The sequence below is a fragment of the Neisseria weixii genome, from assembly GCF_042658245.1.
In the GTDB taxonomy this organism is placed as follows: Bacteria; Pseudomonadota; Gammaproteobacteria; order Burkholderiales; family Neisseriaceae; genus Neisseria; species Neisseria weixii.
In genome coordinates this window covers 1-26,582 of the sequence record NZ_JBHSPY010000010.1, presented here as the reverse complement: position 1 = coordinate 26,582, position 26,582 = coordinate 1, and the positions used below count along the sequence as shown (strand labels likewise).

Sequence of the window (26,582 nt, the reverse complement as noted above, 5' to 3'; positions counted from 1 at the left end):
CCCCATGATTTAACTACAGTTCAAAGCAATAGCAGCGCGGAATACGCAGACGTATTACCGAAGATAGGTACAGATAGGTACGCGTTAAATGAAGCTCATTGCGAAGAAATGTACCAAAGATGGAAATTTTGCAAAGGCCTCGGTCGTCTGAAAACGCTTAACTTATTTTTTCAGACGGCCTCGCTGTTGTATCTTGAGGAATGGCACATGCCAAGATTACTAATTAAAGATTTCCTTCAAATACAAGGTTTGAAGCTGTCTGCCGATGACGTGTATGTTGCTTATACCGCGGCTCAGGCAGTGATTAACATGGGTAATGCCGAGGTTGACCGCTCGGTATTGTGGCCAGAAAAAAACGGTTTTAAGCTGGCGGAACACATCGAACCGAATGTCGATAACAGTGCTTTATTGAAAAAAATTTTTATGGTTTTGGATTCGGTGTACAGCCGCCAAACCAACATCAAAAGCGCGGCTGTTTATGCGCATATGCCGTCTGAAACGCTAACGCCGAAATTGGTTTTACTCACCCAACAAGGTTTAGGGTTGGAGCCGCATTTGGATGTTAATGACGACAACAGCCAAATCTATCTGGCTTCCCGAACTGCGCAAAGCGGTTGGATGAATGTGGCCAACGATATTGGCTACTGGCTGACTTTGGGCGAAATTTCCGGTGAGCGCAATGCGGCCGGCAAGGCGCAAGTATCTGTGCCGATTTGTACGAAAAGTGGCGCAGTTTTGGGCGTAGTGCATATTGAGTTTAACGATAAAAACCAAGCGGATGATGTGGCGTTAACCGAATGGACGGCCTTAGCGCTGGCTTTGGGCGAGCCGATGAAAGTGCTGTTGAACGTAGTGGAAGACGAGGAAGCACAAGATGACTAAAGCAGTAAAATTTGTGGCTTCATGCCGTTTGCCGACCGAATTCGGCGTCTTCACCATGCATGGTTTTGAAGAAGAAAGCGGCCAAGAACACGTTGCTTTGGTAATGGGCGATGTTTCAGACGGCCTGCCTGTTTTATCACGCATTCATTCGGAATGTTTGACCGGCGATGCCCTATTCTCACAAAAATGCGATTGCGGCCCACAATTGCAGGCAGCCATGCGGGCGGTGCAGCAAGAAGGTCGTGGCGTGATTGTTTACCTGCGCCAAGAAGGCCGCGGCATCGGCTTGATTAACAAAATCCGTGCCTATCAATTGCAAGACCAAGGCCGCGACACAGTGGAAGCCAATGTCGAGCTCGGCCTGCCGGTCGATGCACGCGACTTCACTTTAGCAAAAAGCATTTACGACCATTTGGGCGTGCATGAAGTCAAACTGTTGACCAATAATCCGGAAAAAGTCAAAACGCTGCAAAAAGCCGACATTAATGTTGTGGCGCGCATCCCGTTACAGGTGGGTGAAAATGTCGAAAACGAGCGCTATCTGCACACAAAAGCGGATAAATTGGGTCATTTTCTTTATGAAAAATCCTAATTACCGATAGGCCGTCTGAAAATTTTTATTTTAGTTTCAACAAGCTGGAAAGCAAGCCGCATAAATCACTTGCGTATAACGGGGATATTTGGTTTAATTCGAATCCTTGGGTGATTAGCTCAGTTGGTAGAGCGTCTGCCTTACAAGCAGAATGTTGGCGGTTCGACTCCGTCATCACCCACCAAGTTTCTTGCAGTTGTGGCAACGCAATTGCTTGCGCGGTGGTAGCTCAGTTGGTTAGAGTACCGGCCTGTCACGCCGGGGGTCGCGGGTTCGAGCCCCGTCCGCCGCGCCAAAACTAAAACGCACTGATTCATATCAGTGCGTTTTTCATTTCTATATCAGCTAAATCAAGCGGATAGAAATTTTTTCCGCTTTATTCCCGACTGTTTCAGTCAGTTATTGCTATAATCTTTGCTCTTTTCAAAACAACAATATCAAAGGTAGAAAATGAACAACCCTTTCATTCTTGCCGATACACGACCTTACCCTGAAACACCGGTTAAAAACAATCTCTTGCTGCACGCTTCTAACTTGGCACACAGCACGTCTGCCGCGCAACGAAAATTATCCGCCGAATCGCTGCAAACCGAAATCCGCGGGATGTTTCAGCAAAATTTTTATTTAGGTTTGTCGGTGGCCATGAGCATGGTAGCCGATGCCGAAAGCTACAAAGTCTTACTCGACAACCTGACCACGGTTTTGAATGCCGAAAAAGAAGAAGAAAGCCAATGGTTTGTCATGCCTTTGGTATTGGTGGCCGGTTGCAATCAAGATCAAACTCTGCCTTTGAACGTACCGACTGCCACGCTGTTTGCCGTGTTGGAAAACCATCCGCATTTGCGTGCGTTCAACCAAGCGACATGGCTGCCGTTTCTCGTGCCTTCGACAGCATTGAGCGAAATCAACGCCGGACAATGGTTTGAAGCAAAACAAAACCCCGAAGCCGCTGCGCAGTTTGCTGCGCAGTTTAGGCCGTCTGAATTACAGATTCCAAGCGGCCAATCGGTGCATGTGGTGTTTGCCTTAGGCTACGGCGACAAAAAGCTGCAAGACTCGCTCAACCAAAATTTGTTAAAAGCCGGTTTACCACTGATGCAGGTGTGGCAGGAAGCCCTCGCCCAGCCGGGCTTAACCTTATTCGTCAATCCCCTGTCGCCTGATACGCCGCTGTCTGCATTAACGGCCGGCAGCCACATGCGCCAACGGATGGCGATGGACGTCTTCTCCACCAACGCCATCCGTGCTATCCGCATGCAAAGCCCGCGCGTCGGTGTGGTAGTGGCCGCCAAAGCCGGCGGACAGATTCAGTTCGGCTTTAATGCCACCGACAGCGCGTTTGAAATTACACCGCAAGTCTATACTTGGGCCTTATCGCCAACCGACAATATCGCCGTTATCCAGCAAAACTTCTTGGATTTGATGGCCGAATGCCGCGTGGAACATGTTTACATGCTGCATGATGTGGTGCCGGAAAACAGCGAATTGCCAACTTACGCCCAAGCCTTGAAATCGGCAGGCCACAACCCGTTTTTCGCGGAATAATCATGAAAACATACCGTATTTTATTCGTGTGCCTCGGCAACATCTGCCGCTCGCCGATGGGTGAATTCGTGTTGCGCCACCGTGCCAAAGAAGCCGGTGTCGGCCACCGCGTTTATACTGACAGCGCCGGTACTTCCGGCTGGCACGATGGTGAAAACATGCACCAAGGCACACGGCAAATACTGGCGCAGCAAGGCATGGACCACACCGGCTTCATCAGCAGCAAAGTCAAACGCAGCGACATCGACCATTACGATTACATTCTGGCGATGGACGACAACAACTTGCGTGATTTGGAAAAGCTGTTCGGCAAACATCCCGAGAAATTGTTCAAGCTGACCGATTTGATTCCCGAAAGCGGTTATGACCATGTGCCCGACCCGTGGTACACCGGCGATTTTGACGAAACTTTCCGTTTGGTCGATTCTGGCAGCATGGCTTTGTTGAAGAAGCTAGGTTTGCAATCCTGAAAAACAAACAGGCCAAAATCTTTGCAAAACCTCATGCACCACCAATAAAAAACTAAACAGCCGTCATTTCCGCGCAGGCGGGAATCCATCTTAAAATTTCAGAAACTTATTTCATTCAATAGTTTGCCATGCTCAAAAATGGATTCCCGCCTGCGCGGGAATGACGTCGGTTCTTTGTGCTGTGGGTTTTTAGGGAGTTTTACAAAGGTCTCAGCCTGTATTTTTACGGTTGCCTAAACTGATTCATAACTTCCGCCTCTGTCATGACTTTACTTGATTCTCCAACTGATAATAGGCCGGTTGTAAATCGCTGAAAAATTGCATATCCAAATGTAACGCTTCATTTTTGAATAAACCCGCGTTGACTGCATATCCGTCAGAAGGAATGAGGTGGCAAAATAAATGCGTGCCGCATTGTTTGCAAAAACAACGTTCATTCCAATCTGATGATCGATATCTGCTTATATATATTCGCTGCCTTCGATTTTAGGAGCACCTAACGCGTCCACAGCAAAATATGCGCCCGACCCCCAAGTTTTGGACATTCCGCAATGACATGCATGAACACGTCAATTATGCTCGACTTCCAACGATACTGCACCGCACAAACATTGCGCTTTCATGACAACCTCCTGCTTTATTGATAGTCGTAAATTATTTGTTTTCAGACGGCCTTGATTCATGCCCATCAAGGCCGTCTGAAACTTCCTCCACCAAATTCAAACATACCCGCTTCAAAATCTTATCCTCTTCTTTCTGCGTGCGCGTAAGCGCATGTTTGGCCGAAGTCGCAAAAACAGACGGCTGACGAATTGCGGCGATTCAATCGGAATCACCTGAATCGATTCTTTATAATTCATCAAATCAATCGAATATTTCGACAAAATAGAATAACCCATGCCTTCAGCCACCAGTTGCAACATGGTTTCCACACTGTCTATTTCCATCACGATATTGGGCACAAGATTATGCCGCGCCATTTCCTGTTCGACCAGCAGTCGGAAGGTATTGGGCACGGAAGGCAGAATCAGCGGTAAGGCGGCCAAATGCTCGGCGTTGACGGGCGTGTCGGCATTGAGGAGGCAATCATTTTTCGGTGCCATCAGATACAGATGCTCCTCATACAGCAACTGCGTTTTCACATCGGCCGAATACGCAGGATTATACAGCAGCGCCATGTCGATTTTACCTTGCTGCAAACGGCCTTGCAGCTGTGCGCTCAAGCCTTCGGTAATGCGCAATTGGGCATCGGGCAGATGTTGGCGGAATTCTCGGATAATCGGCAGCGACAGTAATTTGGCAATCGTCGGAGGCAAGCCGAGCGTGATATGGCCGCTGAGCTTGCCGCTGTTCAAACTCAAATCTTCCTGAATCATTTCAATCTGTTGCAAAATCACGCCGCAGTGTTCCAGCAAAATCCTGCCCGGCTAGATGAGGGAAACGCCCCGTCCGTGGCGGTTGAGCAGGTTTTGCCTTAATTCGGTTTCCAACAGGCGGATTTGGCGGCTCAATACCGGTTGCGCCACGCCCAAAATATCGGCAGCACGGGTGTAGCCGCCTTGTTGCGCCACCTGCTGAAAATACCGTAACTGTTTCAAATCCATGACTTTTTCTCAATCTCTGGCTATTGGTTTTATGATATTGATTATCTTAATAGTCGTTTAAAATAGAAATAAGACAAGGCGGCAGCGACCACCGTGTACAGGTATACATAAGGGAGCTGGCAACGCTGTATTATTTTTATTTTAAACGACTATAGTATAGCTTGACTTTGCAATTATACTAATTTGATATAGCTGATAGTTGCCTCAACGCCAAACATTTCTTTACCTATAATAATCCATTACATACCACTACATTTCCAAAGGAATCGAAATGGCTGCCCAAACCGCTGTCCCTGCCATGCTGATGCGTGGCGGTAGTTCCAAAGGCCTGTTTTTTGCCGCTGCCGATTTACCCGCCGACGAGGCGACCCGCAATCAAGTGTTGCTCGCGGCGATGGGGTCGCCCGACCCGCGCCAGATCGATGGTGCCGGCGGCGCGCATCCTTTAACCAGCAAAGTGGGCGTGGTGTCCGTGAGCGAACAAGAAGGCCTGGATTTGGAATTTTTGTTTGCGCAATTGCAGCCGAAAAACGATGTTGTCGATACCAAACCCAACTGCGGTAACATGCTGGCGGCAGTGGTGCCGTTTGTGTTGGAAAAAGGGTTGATTCAGGCGCAAGGCGATGAAACGACTGTGCGCGTATTGACCTTGAACACCTGCATGTTGAGCGACATCACCGTCGAAACGCCCGACGGCATCATCAATTACGACGGTGATACCAAAATCGACGGCGTAACCGGCACATCCGCCCCCATCCGAATCCGTTTCTTAGATACCGAAGGCTCGGTAGCCGGCAGCCTCTTGCCAACCGGCAACACCAGCGACGTGTTCGACATCGAAGGTTTCGGCCCGCTCGAAGCCACCTGCATAGACAACGGTATGCCGATGATATTGGTGCGCGCCACCGATGTGAAGCGCACTGCCTATGAAAGCGTGGAAGAATTAAATAACGACGGCGAACTCAAAACCATCTTGGAAAAGCTGCGGCTGACAGCCTCTTTAAAAATGGGTTTGGGCGATGTTTCCGCCAAAAACTATCCGAAAATGTGTCTGCTCAACGCCCCTGTTGACGGCGGTGCGGTACACACCCGCTGCTTTATTCCGTATGTCTGTCACGAAGCCATCGGCGTATTGGCAGCCGTCACCATCGCCACTGCCTGTGTGATGAAAGACAGCGTGGCCGGCGGTTTGGCCGTGGCCGACAATCCGGCTTCGCTTTCCATCGAACACCCAAGCGGCGAATTCAGCGTGGCGTTGGAAACCGACGGCAACGGCAAAGTCAGCGGCGCGGCTTTAATCCGCACTGCCCGCAACATCATGCGCGGCGAAGTGATGGTTCCGGCACGTGTTTGGGCTGGCTCATGAAGTCATAAAGGCCGTCTGAACAATAATCTTACTTTTTCAGACGGCCTTGGTTGAATATTCAAAAATAAACAACCAGCCGCCGCAGATTAGGTTTATGATTCTATTTTTTCAGACGGCCTGAGCATCGATATAAATGCCGTCTGAAAAATTTATCGTTAAAAACCCATATTTCACTCAAATACAAAGGAAGCTTCATGAACATCAACGGCTTGACCCAAGTCATTGCCCACATCGGCTACCCCACCCAAACCTTCAAATCGCCGATGATTTACAACCCTTATTTCGAAGCGGCCGACATCAATGCGCTGGTGGTGCCGTTTTCTTCGCAAACGCCGGTTTATCCTGATTTTCTGAAAAGCGTGTTCACCTGCGAAAATGTCATCGGCGCGCTGGTGACCATGCCGCACAAAGTCACCACCATCGATTTGGTTGACCGCCTGACGCCGACCGCGCAAATTACCGGTTCATGCAATGCCGTGCGCCGTGGTGCCGACGGCAAGCTGGAAGGCGATATGTTCGACGGCGAAGGCTTTGTGCGCGGTGTGCGCCGCAAAGGTTTTGCACCGGAAGGCAAAGCGGCTTTGGTGGTCGGCAGCGGCGGCGTGGGCTGCGCGATTGCAGCCTCTTTGGCGGCAGCGGGCGTGGCGCTTTTGGCTTTGTTTGATGTCAACGCAGCCGCTGCCGAGGCATTGGCAGGCCGTCTGAAACAGCACTATGCCGATTTAATCGTTGAAACCGGCAGCAACGACCCGCAAGGTTTTGATTTGGTGGTGAATGCCACACCGATGGGCATGTATGAAGGCGATCCTATGCCGGTTGATGTGGCACGCATTGCGCCGGAAGCGTTTGTCGGTGATGTGGTGCTGCAAAGCGAAATCACGGCATTTTTGGCCGCCGCCAAAACCAAAGGCTGCGTGATTCAGGTCGGTACCGATATGCTGTTTGAACAGATTCCGGTTTACTTGGAATATTTCGGCCTGCCGACCACGACCGCCGAGCATCTGCGCGAAGTGGCGCGTATTCAGTATTGATGGTTTCAGACGGCCTCTTTTTATTTCAAGGCCGTCTGAAACCAACTCAACACCGTTTGATAAGAAAAACGCGATAGATAAGGAGAAACCAATGTCGCAAAATCATGAAATCAACGTCCGCGAGCTACTCGACAGCCGCGGCGTGAGTACCTACCAAAAATTGGTGATTTTTCTCTGCTTTCTGATTGTGGTGATGGACGGCTTCGATGTGGTGATCATGGGCTTCGTCGGCCCGAGCCTGAAAGAAGCCTGGAATTTATCCAACAACGATTTGGCGCCGGTATTGAGTGCAGCCCTGTTCGGTTTGACCTTCGGCGCGCTGGCCGCCGGCCCGTTGGGTGACCGCTTCGGACGACGCAAAGTGTTGATTGTAAGCGTGTTTATTTTCGGCCTGTTCACACTGTTGGTGGCGTTTGCCACGCAGATCTGGCACATGATTGTATTCCGCTTCATCGCCGGTTTTGCCATGGGCGGCATCATGCCGATGGTGGCGACCTTGGCCAAAGAATACTCACCCGAACACCGCAGCTCGCTGTTGGTGACCATCGTATTTGCCGGCTTTACTGTCGGCGCAGCAGGCGGCGGCTTTTTGGCGGCTTGGATGATTCCGCAATGGGGCTGGCCGAGCGTGTTTTGGTTCGGCGGCGTGGTGCCGATGCTGCTGAGCCTGTTTATGATTTTCAAATTGCCGGAATCTCTGGCCTATATGGTGCACAAAGGCGCCGACCGCCAAGCAATCCGTAAAATCGTGGAACAATGCGCCCCGGGCAGCACTACCGAGCAATCGACCTTCTTCGTTCCGCAACCGCAAACAGTACAAAGCAATGAAAACCCGATTAAAACCGTGTTGAACCAGCACTATACCAAAGGCACTTTGCTGCTGTGGGTGATTTACTTCAGCCATCTGTTTTTGGTATACCTGTTGGGCAGCTGGATGCCGACCATGATTAAAGAATCCGGCATGACAGCAGCGCAAGCTTCGATTATTTCGGCCATGTTCCAATTGGGCGGCCCGCTGGGTTCGATTATGCTGGGCTGGTTTATGGACCGCTTCGAGCCACACCGCGTATTGGCACTCTCCTACATCAGCGGCGCCGTGGTGTTGGTATTCATGAGCAGCTTGGGCGCGGAATATCTGCTGCTTTGTATCACATCATTCTACATCGGCGCGGCGTTTAACGGCGGCGGCACCGGCATGAACGCCCTGTCGAGCAACTTCTTCCCGTTGAGCGCCCGCGCGACCGGCAACAGCTGGATGCACGGTATCGGCCGCACCGGTGCGATTATTTCCGCATTTGCCGGCGCATGGATGCTCAATGCAGGCTGGAACTTCTCCACCGTGGCAATGGCTTTGACCATACCGGCTTTGTTGATTGCCGTGTCGTTGGCCATCAAATACCTCCTGTACCGCAACCAACCGGGCGCTGAAGTTTGAGTGCGTTGAAATAAGCCGTTAAAATAGGCCGTCTGAAATCAGATTTTCAGACGGCCTTTCGACAAGGTTATATCAAAACAGCAAGCCCGGCATATTTTTCCTAATCACCCGCGCCGCCCATACGGCCAACGGAGCCACCTCATGAAACACTGTATCGCCACCGTATCTTTAAGCGGCACCCTGCCCGAAAAGCTGCAAGCCATCGCCGCAGCCGGCTTTGAAGGCGTGGAAATTTTTGAAAACGATTTGCTGTATTTCAACGGCCCGCCCGGCGACATCCGCAAAATGTGTGAAGACCTGAACCTCGAAATCATGCTGTTTCAGCCGTTTCGCGATTTTGAAGGCGGCGCACGCGACAGATTGGCGCAGCAGCTCAACCGCGCCGAGCGCAAATTCGAATTGATGGCAGAACTGGGCACTGACCGCCTGCTCGTGTGCAGCAATGTCCTACCCAACACCAGCACCGACGATGCCCTGATTGCCGATGATTTGCACAAACTGGCCGAAATCGCCGCCAAACACAACATGCAGGTCGGCTACGAAGCCTTGGCTTGGGGCAAACACGTTTCCTCTTACCGCCACGCGTGGGATAGCCGGTCACCCGAATTTGGGCATTATCCTCGACAGCTTCCATACCCTTTCCATTAACGATGATTTAAGCCGTCTGAACGAGATTCCGCCGGAAAAAATTGTCTTCCTGCAATTGGCCGATGCGCTGCTGATGAAAATGGACGTACTCGAATGGAGCCGCCATTACCGCAATTTCCCCGGCCAAGGCGATTTGGACGTGGCCGCGTTTCTCACGCCGATTATCGCCAACGGCTACACCGGCCCCTTGTCGCTGGAAGTGTTCAACGACAAATTCCACGCCGCACCGGGCGTATCAACCACATCCGATGCCATCCGCTCGCTGCTGTATCTGGAAGAACAAATCGCCGGCCGTCTGAAACAGCAAAACCTGACCGTATCGGCCGAATTGTTCACCCCGCCTGCCGCGCCTGAATTTCAAGACACCGATTTCGTCGAATTTGCCGTCAACGATGCCAGCGCCCAGCGTTTGGATAATATTTTGCGCCAATTCGGCTTCCAAAAAACCGGTTTGCACAAAAGCAAAAACGTTTCGCTCTACCAACACGGCGGTGTCAACCTGATTCTCAATGCCGAGCCGGATTCTTTGGCCGATGCCTTTTTCAACGTACACGGCACATCGGTGTGCGCGGCGGCGTATAAAGTCAGCGATGCCGAAGCCATGTATCAGCGCGCCATCGAATACGGCAATATTTTCTATCAAGGCAAAGTCGGCCCGAATGAGCGCCATGTGCACGCCATCCGTTTGCCCAATGGCGGCTTGCAGTATTTTGTCGACAGCGACATTTACAGCGTCGATTTCCACAAAACCAAATTCCAAGGCGAGCCGAAACTCAGCCACATCGACCACACCGCTTATGGCGTGCCCAACGACATGATGGATCGGTGGACACTGCATTTCGCCGCATTATTCGGCTTCAATATTGAAAACGACTTGACCCTGCCCGACCCTTACGGCCTGATGAAAAGCCGCGTGTTGCGCAGCCAAAACGGCCAAATCCGCCTGCCGTTGAATATTTCCGACAACCAAAATACTTTGGTTTCACGCTCAATGGCCAACTACAAAGGCGCCGGCCTGCAACACATCGCCTTTGCCAGCGACGATATTTTTGAAACTGTGGCCTTCCTGCGTCAAAACGGCGCCAACCTGCTCGACATCCCGCAGAATTATTACGACGATTTGCAGGCGCGATTCGGTTTTGCCGACGATTTCATCAACTGTCTGCGCGAACATCATCTGCTCTACGATGCCGACGGCAACGGCGGCGAATTCCTGCATGCTTATTCACAATTGATCGAAAACCAATTTTTCTTTGAAATCTGCGAACGCCGCGGCGGCTACGACCAATACGGCGCAGCCAACGCTCCTGTGCGCTTGGTGGCGCAGGATTTGTATTGGAAACAGCATCATGAATAATGCCGCTTTGATATCGGCCTAAAAAAAATGCCGACTTACACACGCAAAGCCGCCGCCTTTTCCAATACCTGTTCGGTGGCCGCTTTCAAATAGCGCAAATAGCCTTCCAAGCCTAATTCGGCAAATTTCGGGTTCGGTGCTTCAATGCTCACCGGCATGTTTTCCGGTAACAAAGCCACGCATTCGGCCAGTTTGAAGTCGCCTTCGCCCGGCACGCCGCGTTTGGCACACGACTCTTCAATCAAGCCTTCACGCGTATCGGCGCGTTCGGCCAGAATACCGTCGCACAATTGAATCATATTGGCCAAATACGGTAAAGCGGGAATGATGTGTTCCGGCTCGCCGAATGCGCGGTGGAAATGCAGCGTGTCGAACAATACCTGACAGCCGGTCTGTTCGGCCACATCCGCCGCTTCGGTTAAAAGCTTGACGGTTTGATAAGAAATCGGCTCCAAGGTAATGATGATGCCGGATTGTTTGGCATCTTCAACCAAGCTCGCCATCACATCCGTCGCGCGCGCCAAATCAGGGTCGGTGATGGTTGCCGTCAGGCTTTGCGCGCCCAATTGCGCCGCGGCATCCAGCATAGGCAGCCAAACATCGGGCGTGACGTGTTCGTCGATGACTAAAAATTCGGTATCGGCCACTTTCATGCCGGTGTCTTTCAAGGCTGCCAACACTTCTTTCATGCGCGGATTATGGTGCAGCAGGTTTAAATCTTTTTCGGTAGTGGTTACCGGACGGGTGCGCAGACCGATGAAATCGAAACCGGTTTTCGCCGCAGCTTGGATAAAATCCACCGGTTCGGTGCCCAATACACTCAAAGGCGCCATACCGATCAGGCGTTTACTCATTGTTTGCTCCTTGGTAAAAAAATAGTTGTCAGGCTGTCTGAACGCAACACACGCGACCGCGCATCCACCGCAATACCGGCAAATGTGCCGAACGAGCCGACCTACACTTTTACCGCGTAATAAGGGCCTTTGCCCAACGGCGCTAAAGACAGATTGGGAAAACCGGTCGAGCCATCGCCGCCGGAACGGTTAAACGGCGTGTCGCCACGGCCGAAATCCGGGTCTTTGCCCGCTTTGGCCAGTTGGTTAAACTCGGCCACCGTGGTCATCAAACCCACCGGATCGATGCCGCACTTTTCCGCCAATTGATCCAAAGTGTCGGCCTGGGTAATGCAGCGCAGGTAATCGGTGTAAATCCGCAGCGGAATCGGGCGCAGTTTGGCATAGCCGAACATATAGCTGCGCACTGCGCGTTTGTCGCCGATCAGCCATGATTCGACTTTTTCGCCTTCCGGCACGGCCTTGAGCATACCGGCCACATAGTCGTAATAGCCGTTGGCTTCGTTGACAAAGCGTTTGCCGTTTTTCAATACGCCGATAATGCCCGGCTTGGCGTGGTCGGAAATATGCGGGAACACGCCTTCGCTGCCGTCTTTAAATTTCACCAGTGAAACGGGGCACCACGCCGCCGGCGAGCGGCCGGAATCGTCCAAATAACCGCCTGCACTTTCGGCCAATGCCAACCCGGCACCATCGGCTTCAGGCGGGGTGAGCGTCCAATGTTCTTCACCACTCGGATTGCGCGGGAAATTCTTGCGCCGCTCGACATTGGCCGGATAGCCGCCGGTGGCCAAAATCACGCCTTTGGCTGCCGATACGCGCACCAAGCCTTGCCTTGTCTCGAGATACGCACCGATAATGCGGCCGTTTTCATTTTCGATCAGTTCTTTGACGGCGGTATTCACTTCAATACGCACGCCTTTTTCATCGGCAGCCTGCACCAGCTTCGCAATCAGCGCCAAGCCGTTGACCATCTGCATATTGCGTTTGTATACGGCTTTGTCCCACAAGTGAATCGAAAACCGTTTGGCCGCATGAAGAAAACTCTGCGGCTTTTTCATGGCATTAAGGAAATGCCCCGCCATGATGCCGATGCCCCAAAACGAAGTCATTTTGTATTGGTCGGGCAGAATGTCCAGCAGGTGTTTCGGCAGCGATTTGGCGTAAAACGGCATAGCCGCCACCGAACGGTGACCGGTGCCGGCGCCGGGCAGATTGCCGTAAATATCACAAATTTTCGCGCCTGGTGTGAATTTCAGCGGCGTTTTCTGCTCAAAAAAGCCGATCATGTGGGGCACGTTTTCCAAAAACATTTCAATGCGCTCGTGATCATAATCCTGCCCACCAATCACAGCTTTGAGATAGCTGCGGAAATCATCGCGCGGTTCGTTGACGCCGTCTGCCTTGGCAAAAGCGTTGCCCGGCGTCCAGGCCCAGCCGCCCGAACGTGCCGTCGCGCCGCCGCAAGTTGCCGCACGCTCGGCCACTAAAACGTTCAAACCGTGATGCGCGGCCGTCACTGCTGCCGACAATCCGCCTGCCCCACTTCCGGCAATCAATATATCGCACTGCCAATCGGCAATGCTCTCGCGTACTGGCTGCTTCATGGTTTCCACCCTTATAATCATTTGTAGCATACTGCTATTTTAGTGAATTCATTCATATGAACCATATCATTTTGATTATAGCCCTTATGTTTTATCTATCCGTTTTTGCTATCAAATCTGCTCCAGAGCAGCGGATTCGCTTTCAGACGGCCTTTTTGTTATGCATTTTTGTTATAACTCTTAGAAAGGTTACACACTTTAACTTAACAGTTTTATCTACAATAATGAAACCAAAAAAACATACCTATAAATCATTAGGTTTCTAATGATTACATGGTGATTCAATAACATTTGGAGAAACTCATGGAAACCACCGGCCGCACGATTAATGTGCAAAATTTTTTAAATGAAAATAAATTTTCCGGTTATCAATGGATGATTTTTATCATCTGTCTGCTGATTGCCTTTTTTGACGGTATGGACACGGCAGCCATCGGCTATGCCGCCCCAAGCTTACTGGAAGAATGGGGCATTGAAAAAAGCCAGTTGGCACCGGTATTAAGCGCGGCGCTGTTCGGCTTGGCCATCGGCGCGATGACTTCAGGACCGATTGCGGATAAATTCGGCCGCAAAATCGTGTTGACGGCTTCGGTTTTGGTCTTTTCCGGCTTTTGCGTGGCTTCTGCTTTTGTCCAAGATTTGACACAGATGACCATTTTGCGCTTCATCACCGGATTAGGCTTAGGCGCGGCCATGCCCAATGCGGTGGCGATGCTGTCTGAATACTGCCCCGACCACAAACGCTCGTTAATCCTGAATACCATGTATTGCGGCTTCCCGGTGGGTGCGGCGGCAGGCGGTTTCTTTGCGTCGTTTATCATTCCGGAATACGGCTGGCGCACGACGATGCTGTGGTGCGGTTTGCTGCCTTTGATTTTGGGCGTATTGATGATTTTCATCATGCCGCGTTCGGCTTCGTTTTTGGTATCGAAAAAACAGCCTGCCGAAAAAGTTCGCAAAATCCTCAAGCGCATTAACCCGAAAGCTGATTTGGATAACGCCGTGTTTGTGCTGCCGGAAAACAAGGCCGCGCAGCAAACCAGCAATCCGATGGCGATGATAATGGGCAGCCACTTCCGCGCCGGTTCGATTTTGCTCTGGGTGGCCTATTTCATGGGCTTGATTATTTTCTATGCCATGATCAACTGGATGCCGGTGTTGTTTAAAGAAGTGAATATGCCGCCTGAACTCGGCCCGCGCATTTCCGGCTTGTTTGCCTTGGGAGGTTTGGGCGCAATTGCCAGCGGCTGGCTGATGGACAAATTCAATGGCAACCGATTGATTGCATTATTGTCTTTCCTTACCGCTTTGTCGGTGGCCTGTATCGGCTGGGCACTCGGCCAAGGCTTGGGCATGTTGATTGCGGTGGTGCTGTTTGCCGGTGTGGTGCAAAACACGGCGCAAAGCTCGCTGCCTGCATTGGCCGCCAAGTTTTACCCCACCGAATGCCGCGCCACCGGCGTGTCGTGGATGTTGGGTATCGGCCGCTTCGGCGCGATTGCCGGCACTTTCCTCACCGGCCAATTGATTGCTTGGAAACTGGATTTCGTCACCATTTTCGTGATTCTGGCGATTCCTTCGCTGGTGATGACTGTCTGCCTGCTGTTGAAACAAAAAATCTACGGCGACAGCTAAACCCTACTTTCAGACGGCCTATTTGATTCAAGGCCGTCTGAAAATAGATGCACTATTTTTAATCAGTAACGGCGGAACTTTCGTTCCACCGTTGGTTATGAGTAGGATTTATATGCCGTATCGTCCTGCTAAATAGATTAGGAGATAACATATAAAGGCAGAGCAATAAGCCAGTATAAGAAAGGTTTTCTGCTTACTTGTTTGAGGAGTATTTGCAGACCAGAGTGCAATGGTTGCGAACAACAAAATCAGATCCCCCGAGGCTGCCTTGCTGATCTTACTGTTGAAGTACTGTAAAACCAGCCATCCTGCTATTAATAAGATATTCAGCAATATCTTGATTTTAATAGAACTATACATTACCAGCCTTGACGTGCAGCAACTCCACGTACACTGCCTCCGGCCAATGCACCGTTAAACCCCCAAATAACCCCCATTGGGCCTGCGGTTCCGCCCGCAGCCGCGCCGCCCAATACATAAGTCCCTAGCGCGGTAGGTGAAAATTTGCTTCCACTGATCTGCTGTTCTACCAAGTAGCCAGCTGCTCCGCCAGCAGCGCCTACTACGGCACCAATAGGACCAAATCCACCTTGTATATTTTCTAAATCTTGGTAAGTTAAAACTTTCATTGTGATTCTCCTTAATGAAAAAGAATTGAAAAGAATTTGGAAAAAAAAAACTAATCTTAATTCCAACACAGGAGACAATGAAAAAGAAAAAAATTCTATTCAATAAATTTTAAATAGAATAAGATACTGTTTTTATTAAATATTTATTCCATTCGGTTTGAATTTACTCCAATTATTCTGCCTTAAGGGCAAATCCCTTGTGTTTAATTCAGACGGCCTGTTTACCCCATAAAAAATCATCAAGGAGCAACCCATGAGCCTGATTATCGACTGCCACGGCCACTACACCACCGCCCCGCCTTCGCTCGAAGCATGGCGCAACAAACAAATCGCCGCCATCGGTAACCCTTCGCAAATGCCGAAAGCCGGCGAATTGAAAATCAGCGATGACGAATTGCGCGAAACCATCGAAAAAAACCAATTGCGCCTGATGAAAGAGCGCGGCGCCGACATGACCCTGTTCTCACCGCGTGCCAGCTTTATGGCGCACCACATCGGCGATTTTGAAGTGTCTTCCGCTTAGGCGGCGATTTGTAACGAATTGTGCTACCGCGTATCGCAACTCTTCCCCGACAATTTCGTGCCGGTAGCTATGCTGCCGCAAAGCCCGGGCGTACCGATTGAAACCTGTATCGCCGAATTGGAACGCTGCGTCAATGAATTCGGCAACGTCGGCATCAACCTGAATCCCGACCCATCGGGCGGCCATTGGACTTCGCCGCGCTGACCGATAAATACTGGTATCCGATTTACGAGAAAATGGTGGAATACGATATTCCGGCCATAATTCACGTTTCCACTTCGTGCAACAACTGTTTCCACACCACCGGTGCGCATTACCTGAACGCCGACACCACCGCATTCATGCAATTGCTGCAAGGAGATTTGTTTAAAGACTTCCCGACCCTGCGCTTCCTGATTCCGCACGGCGGCGGCGCAGTGCCTTACCACTGGGGCCGTTTCCGCGGCTTGGCGATGGTGCTGAAAAAGCCGGAGTTGGAAGAGCATTTGTTGAACAACATTTTCTTCGACACCTGCGTATACCACCAACCGGGCATTAATTTGCTGCTCGACGTGGTGCCGAACAAAAACATCTTGTTCGCCTCCGAGATGATTGGCGCCGTACACGATATCGACCCGCGCACCGGCTTCTACTTCGATGACACCAAACGCTACATCGAAGCGGCCGACATTTCAGCGGAAGACAAACACCAAATTTACGAAGGCAACGCCCGCCGCGTGTTCCCACGCTTGGATGCCCGCCTGAAAGCGAAAGGACTGTAATCATGACCGACGTATATCTGAACCAATTGGGCGTGGTGAAACGCAACATCAAACGCGCCGCCCCTGCCGCCGTAGAAAAACTGTCGCGCTTCGGCAGCGCCACCATTCACGAAGCCATGGGTCGCATCGGCCTGATGAAACCTTACATACGCCCGATTTAACCCGAGCGCAAAAATCTGCGGCACCGCCGTGACCATTCTCTTACAACCGGGCGACAATTGGATGATGCACGTTGCCGCCGAACAATTGCAGCCGGGCGGCGTAGCCGTGGCCGCCTGCACTTCCGACAATGCCGACGGCTTTTTCGGCGGCCTGCTGGCCACTTCGTTCAAAGCACAAGGCTGCAAAGGTCTGATTATCGACGGCGGCGTACGTGATGTGGCGGATTTGACCGAAATGGAATTTCCGGCGTTTTCCAAAGCCATCCACGCCAAGGGCACGATTAAAGCGACTTTGGGTTCCGTGAATGTGCCTGTGGTGTGCGCCGGTGCGCTGGTCAACCCGGGCGACGTGATTGTGGCCGACATCGACGGTGTGGTTGTGGTTCCGGCCGGGCACGCCATGGGAATTGCTGATGCCGCGGAAAAACGCGAAGCCAACGAAGGCGACAAACGCCAAATCTTCGCCAACGGCACCTTAGGCTTGGATTACTACAAAATGCGCGAAGGCTTGGAAAAAGCCGGTTTGAAATATATTGACTAAACCGCCGACGTTTTCAGACGGCCTGAATCAAAACAGGCCGTCTGAAACACCCGAACACCCGCATCTTCACATCAACTATAAAAAGCGGCCAAGCTATACACATCTTTTCCTAAGGCCGTCTGAACATACATTGGGATTGAGTTACTGAATCAAGTTTAGGAGAAAACCATGAAAACCCAAGTTGCCATCATCGGCGCAGGCCCGTCGGGGTTACTGCTCGGCCAGTTGCTGTATCAAAACGGCATCGGCAATGTGATTTTAGAGCGCAAAAGCGGCGAATATGTGTTGAGCCGCATTCGTGCCGGCGTGTTGGAACACACCACCGTGCAAGGTTTGGAAAAAGCCGGCGCCGCCGAGCGCATGCACAAAGAAGGCTTGGTGTATACCGGCGTGGAGTTGTTGTTCAACGACCAGCATGTGCGCATCGATTTTGAAAAAGAAGTCGGCAAAAACGTGGTTGTATACGGCCAAACCGAAGTCACCCGCGACTTGATGGACGCGCGCCCAGCCACCGGCGGCGTGACCGTTTACGAAGCCGACAACGTTGCCCTGCACGACATCGATACCGCCGCGCCTTATGTGACCTACACCAAAGACGGTGAAGCACACCGTTTGGATTGCGGCTTCATCGCCGGTTGCGACGGCTTCCACGGCGTATCGCGCCAAAGTATTCCGGCGGATGTGTTGAAATCTTACGAACGCGTGTATCCGTTCGGCTGGTTGGGCTTGTTGTCCGACACGCCGCCGGTTTCCGACGAATTGATTTATGCCAAACACGACAACGGTTTCGTGTTGTGCAGCCAACGCTCGACCACCCGCAGCCGCTATTACCTGCAAGTGCCGCTGGCCGACAAAGTGGAAGATTGGTCAGACGAACGCTTCTGGGCAGAATTGAAAAACCGTTTACCGGCCGAAACCGCCGTCAAATTGGTCACCGGCCCGAGTTTGGAAAAAAGCATTGCGCCATTGCGCAGCTTCGTGAGCGAACCGATGCGCTACAAATCTTTGTTCTTGGCAGGCGATGCGGCGCACATTGTGCCGCCGACCGGCGCCAAAGGCTTGAATCTGGCCGCGGGCGACGTGCAATGTCTGGCCGATGCCTTTGACGATTACTACCGCAACCAAAGCAGGGCGGGAATCGACGGCTACTCCGAGCGTTGTTTGAAACGCGTGTGGGTGGCCGAGCGTTTTTCTTGGTACAGGACCAAGCTGCTGCACACCTTCCCCGACAGCGACGATTTCGAACGCAAAATGCAGGAAACCGAGTTCAACCAATTGAATCTGACCGAAAACGCAGCCAAAACGCTGGCGGAAAACTACGTCGGACTGCCTTACTAAAAGAAAAAGGCCGTCTGAAACAGTTCAGACGGCCTCATAGGAGAACTTCATGAGCGCATTTGAAAAAACACCGGGCTGGTTGGATTTCCACCCTAACCCGTCCAAGCCTAAACTGCCCTTACCTCAAGGCGCAATCGATGCCCATTGCCACGTGTTCGGCCCGGGCGACACATTTCCCTACGCCCCCGATCGCAAATACACCCCTTGCGATGCGGGCAAAGAAAAGCTGTTTGCCCTGCGCGACTTGCTCGGCTTTGAGCAACGTGATTGTGCAGGCCACCTGTCACGGCACCGGCAACCGCGCCTTAGTCGATGCCCTCGAAACCGCCGGCAACAAAGCACGCGGCGTGGCTACGGTGAAAGCCGGTGTGACGGAAGAAGAATTGCAGCACTTGCATGCCGCCGGTATGCGCGGCGTACGCTTCAACTTTGTGAAACGCTTGGTCGATACCGCGCCGGTCGAAGCTTTGCGCACCATCGCCGACAAAATCGCGCCTTTGGGCTGGCACATCGCGATTTATTTCGAAGCCGCCGATTTGGCCGAATACTATGATTTCTTCACCTCGCTGCCGACCACCGTGGTGGTTGACCACATGGGCCGGCCTGACGTTGCCCAACCTGCCCACGGCGGCGATTTTGAGCTGTTTGTCAAACTCATGCGCGAAAACGAAAATTTCTGGAGCAAACTCTCTTGCCCGGAACGCCTGAGCAACACCGGCCCGAAAGCCCTCGACGGAGAACAATGCGCCTACACCGATGTCGTGCCGTTTGCCCGCCGCCTGATGCAGGAATTTCCCGACCGCGTATTGTTCGGCACCGACTGGCCGCACCCAAACTTAAAAGACCACATGCCGGACGACGGGTTGCTGGTTGACTGGGTTGCGCAAATCGCCCCGACCGAAGCCGAACGCCAAAACCTGTTGGTTGATAATCCGATGCGTTTATACTGGCCGGAAGAATATCAAGCTTAACCCCTTTCAGACGGCCTCCGGTTGCACCCGCCAAGCGGACACGTTATATTTGAACGCACAAAATCAAAGGCCGTCTGAAACATTAAGTTTCAGACGGCCTTTTCTATTCATTTAATCAACGATGTACCACATTATAACGCTTTTCCAAACGCAGGAAGATCCAGCCCAGGCAAGTCGTCATCAGCAGATAAATCAGTGCCACGGCATACAGCGGCTCTTCATACACCGAATAGCGGCCGGAAATCGTGTTTTGCACATAAGCCAACTCGGCTACCGCAATCGCCGAGAGCAGCGAGCTGTCTTTCAGCAAGGTAATGAATTCATTTGCCAACGGCGGCAACATACGGCGCAACGCCTGCGGCAAAATCACATAGCGCATCGCTTGCGGATAAGTTAAACCTAAGGAGCGCGCCGCTTCGATTTGGCCTTTGTCAATCGACTGGATACCTGCGCGGAAAATTTCCGTAATGTACGCCCCCGCGTTCACCATCAAAGCCAGCGTACCGGCAATCAGCGCACCATAACCGCGACGCAGCTCCACCGCCGCATCACCGCTCACCAACCAACCGTCGGTCGGGTGAATCAGCGCAACCACCCAAATAAAGTACCAAATAAAAATCTGTACAAACAAAGGCGTACCGCGAAACAGCGTCACATACACCAGCGACAACGTGCGCAACAGCCATGCCACCGCTTTGAGCAACACGCCGCCTTTTTCAAAATACACCAACCGCGCCAGCGCGCCGAACAAACCCAATACCGTGCCGCCTAAAGTTGCCACCAAAGTCAAACCCAGCGTGGTCAACGCGCCGTAGAAGAACATCCAGCGATATTCATAAATAATGTCAAAACGAAAATCCATATCCCGCTCTTATCAGAAGTTTCCGCCATGCCTGAAGCGCATGACGGCAAATCGTGGCAAATAAACGAGACATTTTACAAGAAAATACAAACTTTGAATGCCTTTTATCACACAAATTTGATTTCAGACGGCCTTTTTACACTTAATATAGGCCGTCTGAAACCGTTGACTTCCACATCTACCGCACCCAACCATTTAATGACACAAGCCATGTTTCATATGTAAAAACCAAGAAAAACAATGCTGAATCGGCCGATAAAAATTGACCCCCCTAGCAAAAAAGCGGATAATCCGCCCATTCCGATTAATTTTATTTCAGACGGCCTCCACGTATCTCAAGGCCGTCTGAAAACATTTATAAAACAAAGAACACAAGATGAAAGCGCCTGAATTACTCCTACCCGCCGGCGGTTTGGAACGCATGCGCGCCGCTTACGATTTCGGCGCGGATGCCGTGTATGCCGGTTCGCCGCGCTACTCGCTGCGCGCGCGCAACAACGAATTTGCCAAACTCGACGTGTTGGAACAAGGCATTAAAGAAGCGCACGAGCGCAATAAAAAATTCTTCCTGACCGTCAACACCTTGCCGCACAATTCCAAGCTGAAAACCTTTGTGGCCGATATGGAACCTTTAATTGCCATGAAGCCCGACGCGCTGATTATGGCCGACCCCGGTCTGATTATGACTGTGCGCGAAAAATGGCCGGATATGCCGATTCACTTGTCGGTGCAAGCCAACACCACCAACTATTGGGGTGTAAAATTCTGGGAAAAAATCGGCGTGGAGCGCATCATCTTGTCACGCGAATTAAGTATGGACGAAATCGCCGAAATCCGCCAGGAATGCCCCGACACCGAATTGGAAGTGTTTATTCACGGCGCATTGTGTATTGCTTACTCAGGCCGTTGTTTATTATCAGGTTACTTCAACCACCGCGACCCCAACCAAGGCACCTGCACCAACTCTTGCCGCTGGGATTACAAAGTACACGATGCAGAAACCGACGACATGGGTGATGCCAAACTGCTGCAAGGTTTCAACTTTGAAAAAGCACAGGAAGAAGCCAACCAAAACTTCGAAGGCATCAACGGCCAGCAGCGCCATCCTGCCGCCAACAAAGTATTCCTGATTGAAGAAAGCAACCGCCCGGGCGAATTCATGCCGATAATGGAAGACGAACACGGCACTTATATCATGAATTCCAAAGACTTACGTGGCATTGAAGTGGTCGACAAACTCACCCGAATCGGCGTGGACAGCCTCAAAGTCGAAGGCCGCACCAAATCGCTGTATTACGTTGCCCGCGTGGCGCAAAGCTACCGCAAAGCGATTGACGATGCCGTCGCCGGCCGCCCGTTTGACTTGAGCCTGTTGAGCGAACTCGAAGGCTTGGCCAACCGCGGCTACACCTCCGGCTTCTTGGAGCGCCACAAAACGCAAGATTACCAAAACTACCTCAACGGCCATTCCGTAGCGAAACAAAGCCAATACGTCGGCCATGTGACCGACATCGACAACGAAGGCTGGGCAACCGTTGAAGTGAAAAACCGCTTTGCCGTGGGCGACACCATCGAAATCATCCACCCGAGCGGCAACCAAACCATCACGCTTGAGCATATGACCCGCAAAGGCGAAGCAGTTGATGTCGCCCCTGGCAACGGTATTCAGGTGAAAATTCCAAATATGCAGGGCAAAGAAAAAGCCTTAGTGGCGCGGATTATGAATCCTTAAGTGAATGAAAAGAAAAAGGCCGTCTGAAAAGGTATGAAACATTTTCAGACGGCCTTTTATCAATTTAATCAAATAGTAAGTTAAATTATTTTATCGTGCGATTCTCACTAATTCGATTATGGCTACCCTCATCACGAATTATTCTACGGATGGGTAAGCGATAGATTTGGTTGTTCTCAACCACATTAAAATCGGCAAAGTCGCGGTTATCCAAACTACTGCCAAACGCATAGCCCGCATCTGCTTCACAATAATTGCGGTTGCCATGACGTGCACCCAGCCATACTGCCGGCAAGTGTCCTCTATATTTATGATAGTAAAACACATTTTGGCTTAAAGTATTGTAAGATGGCGTTTGGTGACGGATGGTGCCGCCTTCGCCGCAATTGCGGTAAAAATAAATACCGCCATGATTAAGCGCGGAAAAACGGTTATGGCTGAACGTATTATGTGCCGAGCCGTCAATGGTAATCAATTCCCGCTTTGATGTTTTGGCGTCAATATTATTACGGGTAAAGGTATTGTGGCCACTCTCTGCATCCAGATAAACAGCCACACTTTTGCTATGCCCTGTAATGCGGCTGTTGGCAACAGTCACATGATTCACACCCGGCGCCAGATACAAAGGAATACGGCCATTTCCGCTGATATTCATGTTTTCCAAACGAATACGGCTTGGCGCAGCTGCCTGCGCACGCTCCGTATGGCCGGCTTCAAGCGAAGACAAGCGCAATGCTTCCGCTTCCCCATTCGTCCCCATACCCATCACACGTACCGAACCGGCCACTTTGCAGCCGCGAATGGTAAAGTTTTCCGGACGCAGCCATTGGTTTTGCTGTTTTTTTGAGCGAATTACTATGCTGTCTCCACCCGTAATATGGGTAGGTGCAACCGTATTGCCATTACAATCAAACACCTGATTGCTTGCCCCCGCGCCCGTAAAATACAAACGTTTGCTAATGGTACGGTTTTTCGGCAACGTGGCCGAGCAGGCAACTTCTACGCTGTTATGCTGAGCGGTTGCCGGTGCTAAAATTTCGTCTAATTGCGCTGGTGTGCAGGTTGCCGCCCATACAGGAACCGCCGCCATTACCCCGCCTAGGCTGGCTAAAATTTTGATGGTTTTCATTTTTTATCGATTAATCATAAGATATAGAACACTCAACAGGCCGTCTAAAAACTTGCCTGCCGACTTCAGACGGCTTTCTATCACAACACTCGGTATTTTTCAAAACAAACCCGCCCCAAACATTCAGACGGCCTTGATTCTTGACACTATTTCACGTTTTCGTTACTATTTCCCATTCACACTTTTATGCCGATTTGACACAGCTTGCGGGCACAAACAGCTAAAGCGTTTGCAGATGACATTTATTTCGACTGCAAAACCAGCCCGTTGTGTCAGACATCGGGCTTTGTTGTATTTGAGAACATTATGATTATTTTAGACAAAGTTTCCAAACGCTACCAAACGCGCGATAAATCGTGGTTTACAGCAGTGGGGCCGACCAGTTTGGAAATTAAAGACGGTGAAATTTTCGGTTTGATGGGCTATTCCGGCGCGGGCAAATCGACCTTATTGCGGTTGATTAATCTGCTCGAGCGGCCGGATTCGGGACGTGTTTTGGTCGGCAATCAGGATTTGATGACGCTAAATGGCGCGCAGTTGCGTCAGGCACGGCAAAATATCGGTATGGTGTTCCAGCAGTTTAATCTGTTGAGCAACCGCACGGTGGCGGATAATGTGGCTTTTCCGTTGGAAATTGCCGGATGGCCGTCTGAAAAAATCCGTGCGCGCGTGGCGGAATGTTTGGAAATTGTCGGTTTGCAGGAGCGCGCCGGTCACTTCCCTGCCCAGCTTTCGGGCGGACAAAAGCAGCGTGTCGGCATTGCCCGCGCGTTAGCACCTAATCCGCAAGTGATTCTGGCCGACGAGCCGACTTCCGCGCTCGATCCGGCCACGACCCGCAGCGTGTTGGAGTGCTTGGAAGACATCAACAAACGCTTCAACGTCACCATCGTCATCGTGACCCACGAAATGAGCGTCATCCGCCGCTTGTGCGACCGTGCCGCCCTGCTGGACAACGGCCGCCTGTTGGAAGTGGTAGAAGTGAACAACAACCAAATTCATGCCCAATCGGAAATCGGGCGCGAACTGATTCGGGAGGATTGAGATGGCGGATTTGACTTTTTCCAAAGCCCTCGCCACCATCAGCGGCATGAAAGGTGAGATTTACCAAGCCTTGGGCGAAACCTTTATCATGGTCGGTTTATCCACCTTGTTTGCCGTGGTGTTCGGCACTTTATTGGGCGTGTTGCTGTTTGTCACTTCCAACCGCCAATTGCACTACAACAAGCCGCTGAATTTTGTGTTGGACAACTTGGTCAATTTAATGCGCGCGTTTCCGTTTGTGATTTTGATGATTGCGCTGATCCCGGCCACCCGCGCCATCATCGGCAGCACCATCGGCCCTTACGCGGCTTCCCTGGTGTTGAGCGTTTCCGGCCTGTTTTATTTTGCCCGCTTGGTCGAGCAAAACCTGCGCGAAGTGCCGCGCGGTGTGATTGAAGCGTCGATCAGCATGGGGGCGACACCGCTCACCATCATCCGCAAAGTGCTGCTCAATGAAGCGCGCGCCGGCATGGTGTCCAGTATTACCGTATTGGCCATCGGCCTGCTCTCTTACAGCGCGGCGGCCGGTATGATCGGCGGCGGCGGCTTGGGCGACTTGGCCATCCGCTACGGCTATTACCGCTATCAAACCGAGGTCATTATCTTCATCGTGGCGATTTTGGTGCTGATGGTGATTGCCATGCAGGGCTTGGGCAACTGGATTTCGCGCCGCCTCGACAAACGATAGAAGAATTGTTTATAAAGGCCGTCTGAAAAATCATTCATCTTTTTTCAGACGGCATGTTATGATTTCTGCTACACACATTTAAGGAGTATCGTTATGAACGTAAACAGCGTATTGAAAACCTTCTCAGCCGCCGCTTTGGCCTTGGCTTTGGCCGCTTGCGGCGGGCAAAAACAAGAAGCCGCTCCGGCCGCTTCTGCCGCCTCACCGGCTGCCGACAGCACCGGTGCCAAAAAAGAAATCGTCTTCGGTACCACCGTCGGCGACTTCGGCGACATGGTGAAAGAACAAATCCAACCGGCCTTGGAAAAGCAAGGCTACACCGTGAAATTAATCGAATTTACCGATTATGTGCGACCTAACCTGGCTTTGGCCGAAGGTGAAATCGACATCAACGTCTTCCAACACAAACCATACTTGGAAGATTTCCGCAAAGAACACAAATTAGACATCGTGGAAGCCTTCCAAGTGCCGACCGCGCCATTGGGTTTGTATCCGGGCAAATTGGCCTCATTGGATGACGTGAAAGAAGGCAGCAGCGTTTCCGCGCCAAACGACCCATCCAACTTCGCCCGTGCTTTGGTGATGTTGAACGAATTGGGCTGGGTCAAACTGAAAGACGGCATCAACCCATTGACCGCCTCTAAAAACGACATCGCCGAAAACCTGAAAAAAATCAAAATTGTCGAGCTGGAAGCCGCGCAATTGCCGCGTAGTCGCGCCGATGTTGACTTTGCCGTGGTAAACGGCAACTACGCCATGAGCAGCGGCATGAAACTGACCGAAACCCTGTTCCAAGAGCCTAGCTTTGCCTACGTCAACTGGGCAGCCGTGAAAACCGCCGACAAAGACGCGCAATGGTTGAAAGACGTAGAAGCCGCCTATAATTCGGAAGAATTCAAATCTTACGCTAAACAACGCTTTGCCGGTTACAAATATCCTGCCGTATGGGGTGGTCAAGCTGCTGACGAAGCCAAAGTTGTCGCTGCTGAAGCCCAACAAGCCGCTTCAGAAGCATCTGCTGCTTCTGCCGCACAATGATTGAGTCGTTTTGATTAAATATTAAATAGCTGCAATAAGGCCGAGACCTTTGCAAAATACCGGCCACCCCATCCAAACGGTTACCTGAACAATCAGGTAACCGTTTTTTCATTTTCAGACGTGTTTCCCGTCCGTATTT

26 protein-coding genes, 2 tRNA genes and 1 pseudogene are annotated in these 26,582 nt (G+C 51.4%); 22 read left to right on the top strand and 7 right to left on the bottom strand.

The genetic code is table 11. The features are described 5' to 3' along the window. The first annotated feature begins 207 nt into the window (after nucleotides 1-207). The 6 genes from ACFPVS_RS06705 (at nucleotide 208) to ACFPVS_RS06680 (ending at nucleotide 3,489) form a co-directional block, all read left to right on the top strand. On the top strand, nucleotides 208-882 hold the full coding sequence (locus ACFPVS_RS06705; protein ID WP_096296155.1) for a hypothetical protein: 675 nt from the start codon (nucleotides 208-210) through the stop codon (nucleotides 880-882). Continuing rightward, nucleotides 875-1,474 carry a GTP cyclohydrolase II gene (ribA, locus tag ACFPVS_RS06700; RefSeq protein WP_096295593.1) on the top strand — a complete coding sequence of 200 codons (600 nt, stop codon included), beginning with the start codon at nucleotides 875-877 and terminating at the stop codon, nucleotides 1,472-1,474. The genes ACFPVS_RS06705 and ribA overlap by 8 nt, the downstream gene beginning before the upstream one ends. Nucleotides 1,475-1,582: 108 nt before the next feature. Continuing rightward, a tRNA-Val gene (locus ACFPVS_RS06695) sits at nucleotides 1,583-1,658 on the top strand. A gap of 34 nt (nucleotides 1,659-1,692) precedes the next feature. Continuing rightward, nucleotides 1,693-1,769 (top strand) — tRNA-Asp (locus ACFPVS_RS06690). A 155-nt stretch (nucleotides 1,770-1,924) separates the two neighbouring features. Continuing rightward, nucleotides 1,925-3,019, top strand: a complete 1,095-nt coding sequence (locus tag ACFPVS_RS06685) for a conjugal transfer protein (RefSeq protein ID WP_096295594.1) — start codon at nucleotides 1,925-1,927, stop codon at nucleotides 3,017-3,019. A gap of 2 nt (nucleotides 3,020-3,021) precedes the next feature. Further along, entirely contained in the window at nucleotides 3,022-3,489 is a 468-nt protein-coding gene (locus tag ACFPVS_RS06680; RefSeq protein WP_096295595.1) for a low molecular weight protein-tyrosine-phosphatase, read from the top strand. A 734-nt stretch (nucleotides 3,490-4,223) separates the two neighbouring features. Here ACFPVS_RS06680 and ACFPVS_RS06675 read toward each other — a convergent pair. Together ACFPVS_RS06675 and ACFPVS_RS06670 are read right to left on the bottom strand one after the other, a co-directional pair. Next, the gene (locus tag ACFPVS_RS06675) at nucleotides 4,224-4,904 is read right to left on the bottom strand and encodes a LysR substrate-binding domain-containing protein (protein WP_096295596.1); all 681 of its coding nucleotides are present in this window, start codon (nucleotides 4,902-4,904) and stop codon (nucleotides 4,224-4,226) included. 12 nt (nucleotides 4,905-4,916) lie between these two features. After that, the gene (locus tag ACFPVS_RS06670; protein ID WP_096295597.1) at nucleotides 4,917-5,093 is read right to left on the bottom strand and encodes a helix-turn-helix domain-containing protein; all 177 of its coding nucleotides are present in this window, start codon (nucleotides 5,091-5,093) and stop codon (nucleotides 4,917-4,919) included. A gap of 271 nt (nucleotides 5,094-5,364) precedes the next feature. Between ACFPVS_RS06670 and ACFPVS_RS06665 the strand changes: the two genes are divergently transcribed. The 5 genes from ACFPVS_RS06665 to ACFPVS_RS06645 all read left to right on the top strand — a co-directional run bounded on the left by ACFPVS_RS06665 (nucleotide 5,365) and on the right by ACFPVS_RS06645 (nucleotide 10,930). Then, entirely contained in the window at nucleotides 5,365-6,459 is a 1,095-nt protein-coding gene (locus ACFPVS_RS06665; protein ID WP_096295598.1) for a 4-oxalomesaconate tautomerase, read from the top strand. A 194-nt stretch (nucleotides 6,460-6,653) separates the two neighbouring features. Next, nucleotides 6,654-7,490, top strand: coding sequence for a shikimate dehydrogenase family protein (locus ACFPVS_RS06660; RefSeq protein WP_096295599.1), 837 nt, complete (start codon nucleotides 6,654-6,656; stop codon nucleotides 7,488-7,490). Between the two features lie 91 nt (nucleotides 7,491-7,581). Further along, nucleotides 7,582-8,925 carry an MFS transporter gene (locus ACFPVS_RS06655; RefSeq protein WP_096295600.1) on the top strand — a complete coding sequence of 448 codons (1,344 nt, stop codon included), beginning with the start codon at nucleotides 7,582-7,584 and terminating at the stop codon, nucleotides 8,923-8,925. Between the two features lie 141 nt (nucleotides 8,926-9,066). Next, on the top strand, nucleotides 9,067-9,573 hold the full coding sequence (locus tag ACFPVS_RS06650; RefSeq protein ID WP_269768597.1) for a sugar phosphate isomerase/epimerase family protein: 507 nt from the start codon (nucleotides 9,067-9,069) through the stop codon (nucleotides 9,571-9,573). After that, entirely contained in the window at nucleotides 9,533-10,930 is a 1,398-nt protein-coding gene (locus ACFPVS_RS06645; RefSeq protein ID WP_269768598.1) for a bifunctional sugar phosphate isomerase/epimerase/4-hydroxyphenylpyruvate dioxygenase family protein, read from the top strand. The genes ACFPVS_RS06650 and ACFPVS_RS06645 overlap by 41 nt, the downstream gene beginning before the upstream one ends. Nucleotides 10,931-10,965: 35 nt before the next feature. Here the strand turns inward: ACFPVS_RS06645 and ACFPVS_RS06640 are convergent, their stop codons facing one another. Together ACFPVS_RS06640 and ACFPVS_RS06635 are read right to left on the bottom strand one after the other, a co-directional pair. Continuing rightward, on the bottom strand, nucleotides 10,966-11,784 hold the full coding sequence (locus tag ACFPVS_RS06640; protein WP_096295601.1) for a sugar phosphate isomerase/epimerase family protein: 819 nt from the start codon (nucleotides 11,782-11,784) through the stop codon (nucleotides 10,966-10,968). Nucleotides 11,785-11,885: 101 nt separating this feature from the next. After that, entirely contained in the window at nucleotides 11,886-13,391 is a 1,506-nt protein-coding gene (locus tag ACFPVS_RS06635) for an FAD-dependent oxidoreductase (protein WP_378595522.1), read from the bottom strand. 303 nt (nucleotides 13,392-13,694) lie between these two features. Between ACFPVS_RS06635 and ACFPVS_RS06630 the strand changes: the two genes are divergently transcribed. Next, nucleotides 13,695-15,026: an MFS transporter gene (locus tag ACFPVS_RS06630; protein ID WP_096295604.1), complete on the top strand. Its 1,332-nt coding sequence runs from the start codon at nucleotides 13,695-13,697 to the stop codon at nucleotides 15,024-15,026. Nucleotides 15,027-15,385: 359 nt separating this feature from the next. Here ACFPVS_RS06630 and ACFPVS_RS06625 read toward each other — a convergent pair whose 3' ends face one another. Continuing rightward, nucleotides 15,386-15,655 carry a class IIb bacteriocin, lactobin A/cerein 7B family gene (locus ACFPVS_RS06625; RefSeq protein WP_123804910.1) on the bottom strand — a complete coding sequence of 90 codons (270 nt, stop codon included), beginning with the start codon at nucleotides 15,653-15,655 and terminating at the stop codon, nucleotides 15,386-15,388. Nucleotides 15,656-15,908: 253 nt separating this feature from the next. Here ACFPVS_RS06625 and ACFPVS_RS06620 point away from each other — a divergent pair. The 6 genes and pseudogenes from ACFPVS_RS06620 (at nucleotide 15,909) to ACFPVS_RS06595 (ending at nucleotide 19,950) form a co-directional block, all read left to right on the top strand. Next, a pseudogene (locus ACFPVS_RS06620) lies at nucleotides 15,909-16,382 on the top strand (amidohydrolase family protein). Beyond that, entirely contained in the window at nucleotides 16,364-16,939 is a 576-nt protein-coding gene (locus ACFPVS_RS06615) for an amidohydrolase family protein (RefSeq protein ID WP_378595521.1), read from the top strand. The pseudogene ACFPVS_RS06620 and the gene ACFPVS_RS06615 overlap by 19 nt, the downstream one beginning before the upstream one ends. A gap of 2 nt (nucleotides 16,940-16,941) precedes the next feature. After that, nucleotides 16,942-17,100 carry a hypothetical protein gene (locus tag ACFPVS_RS06610; RefSeq protein WP_232507417.1) on the top strand — a complete coding sequence of 53 codons (159 nt, stop codon included), beginning with the start codon at nucleotides 16,942-16,944 and terminating at the stop codon, nucleotides 17,098-17,100. A gap of 28 nt (nucleotides 17,101-17,128) precedes the next feature. Next, nucleotides 17,129-17,641 (top strand): 4-carboxy-4-hydroxy-2-oxoadipate aldolase/oxaloacetate decarboxylase, encoded by a 513-nt coding sequence (locus ACFPVS_RS06605; RefSeq protein WP_232507418.1) that lies wholly within the window; start codon nucleotides 17,129-17,131, stop codon nucleotides 17,639-17,641. 168 nt (nucleotides 17,642-17,809) lie between these two features. Then, nucleotides 17,810-18,979, top strand: a complete 1,170-nt coding sequence (gene pobA / locus ACFPVS_RS06600; RefSeq protein WP_123804912.1) for a 4-hydroxybenzoate 3-monooxygenase — start codon at nucleotides 17,810-17,812, stop codon at nucleotides 18,977-18,979. 230 nt (nucleotides 18,980-19,209) lie between these two features. Continuing rightward, nucleotides 19,210-19,950: an amidohydrolase family protein gene (locus ACFPVS_RS06595; RefSeq protein ID WP_232507419.1), complete on the top strand. Its 741-nt coding sequence runs from the start codon at nucleotides 19,210-19,212 to the stop codon at nucleotides 19,948-19,950. Nucleotides 19,951-20,065: 115 nt separating this feature from the next. Here the strand turns inward: ACFPVS_RS06595 and ACFPVS_RS06590 are convergent, their stop codons facing one another. Continuing rightward, complete coding sequence (locus tag ACFPVS_RS06590) at nucleotides 20,066-20,812, bottom strand: amino acid ABC transporter permease (protein ID WP_096295607.1); 747 nt, start codon at nucleotides 20,810-20,812, stop codon at nucleotides 20,066-20,068. Nucleotides 20,813-21,188: 376 nt separating this feature from the next. Between ACFPVS_RS06590 and trhP the strand changes: the two genes are divergently transcribed. Continuing rightward, entirely contained in the window at nucleotides 21,189-22,544 is a 1,356-nt protein-coding gene (gene trhP / locus ACFPVS_RS06585) for a prephenate-dependent tRNA uridine(34) hydroxylase TrhP (protein ID WP_378595520.1), read from the top strand. Nucleotides 22,545-22,629: 85 nt separating this feature from the next. Here the strand turns inward: trhP and ACFPVS_RS06580 are convergent, their stop codons facing one another. Next, a complete protein-coding gene (locus tag ACFPVS_RS06580) occupies nucleotides 22,630-23,673 on the bottom strand; it encodes a right-handed parallel beta-helix repeat-containing protein (protein ID WP_378595519.1) in 1,044 nt (347 codons plus the stop codon). Nucleotides 23,674-23,979: 306 nt separating this feature from the next. Between ACFPVS_RS06580 and ACFPVS_RS06575 the strand changes: the two genes are divergently transcribed. From ACFPVS_RS06575 to ACFPVS_RS06565, 3 genes are all read left to right on the top strand, one after another. Beyond that, nucleotides 23,980-24,717: a methionine ABC transporter ATP-binding protein gene (locus ACFPVS_RS06575; protein WP_096296156.1), complete on the top strand. Its 738-nt coding sequence runs from the start codon at nucleotides 23,980-23,982 to the stop codon at nucleotides 24,715-24,717. A gap of 1 nt (nucleotide 24,718) precedes the next feature. Beyond that, a complete protein-coding gene (locus ACFPVS_RS06570; RefSeq protein ID WP_096295610.1) occupies nucleotides 24,719-25,405 on the top strand; it encodes a methionine ABC transporter permease in 687 nt (228 codons plus the stop codon). Between the two features lie 93 nt (nucleotides 25,406-25,498). Continuing rightward, the gene (locus ACFPVS_RS06565) at nucleotides 25,499-26,443 is read left to right on the top strand and encodes a MetQ/NlpA family ABC transporter substrate-binding protein (RefSeq protein WP_096295611.1); all 945 of its coding nucleotides are present in this window, start codon (nucleotides 25,499-25,501) and stop codon (nucleotides 26,441-26,443) included. The last annotated feature ends 139 nt before the right edge of the window (nucleotides 26,444-26,582 follow it).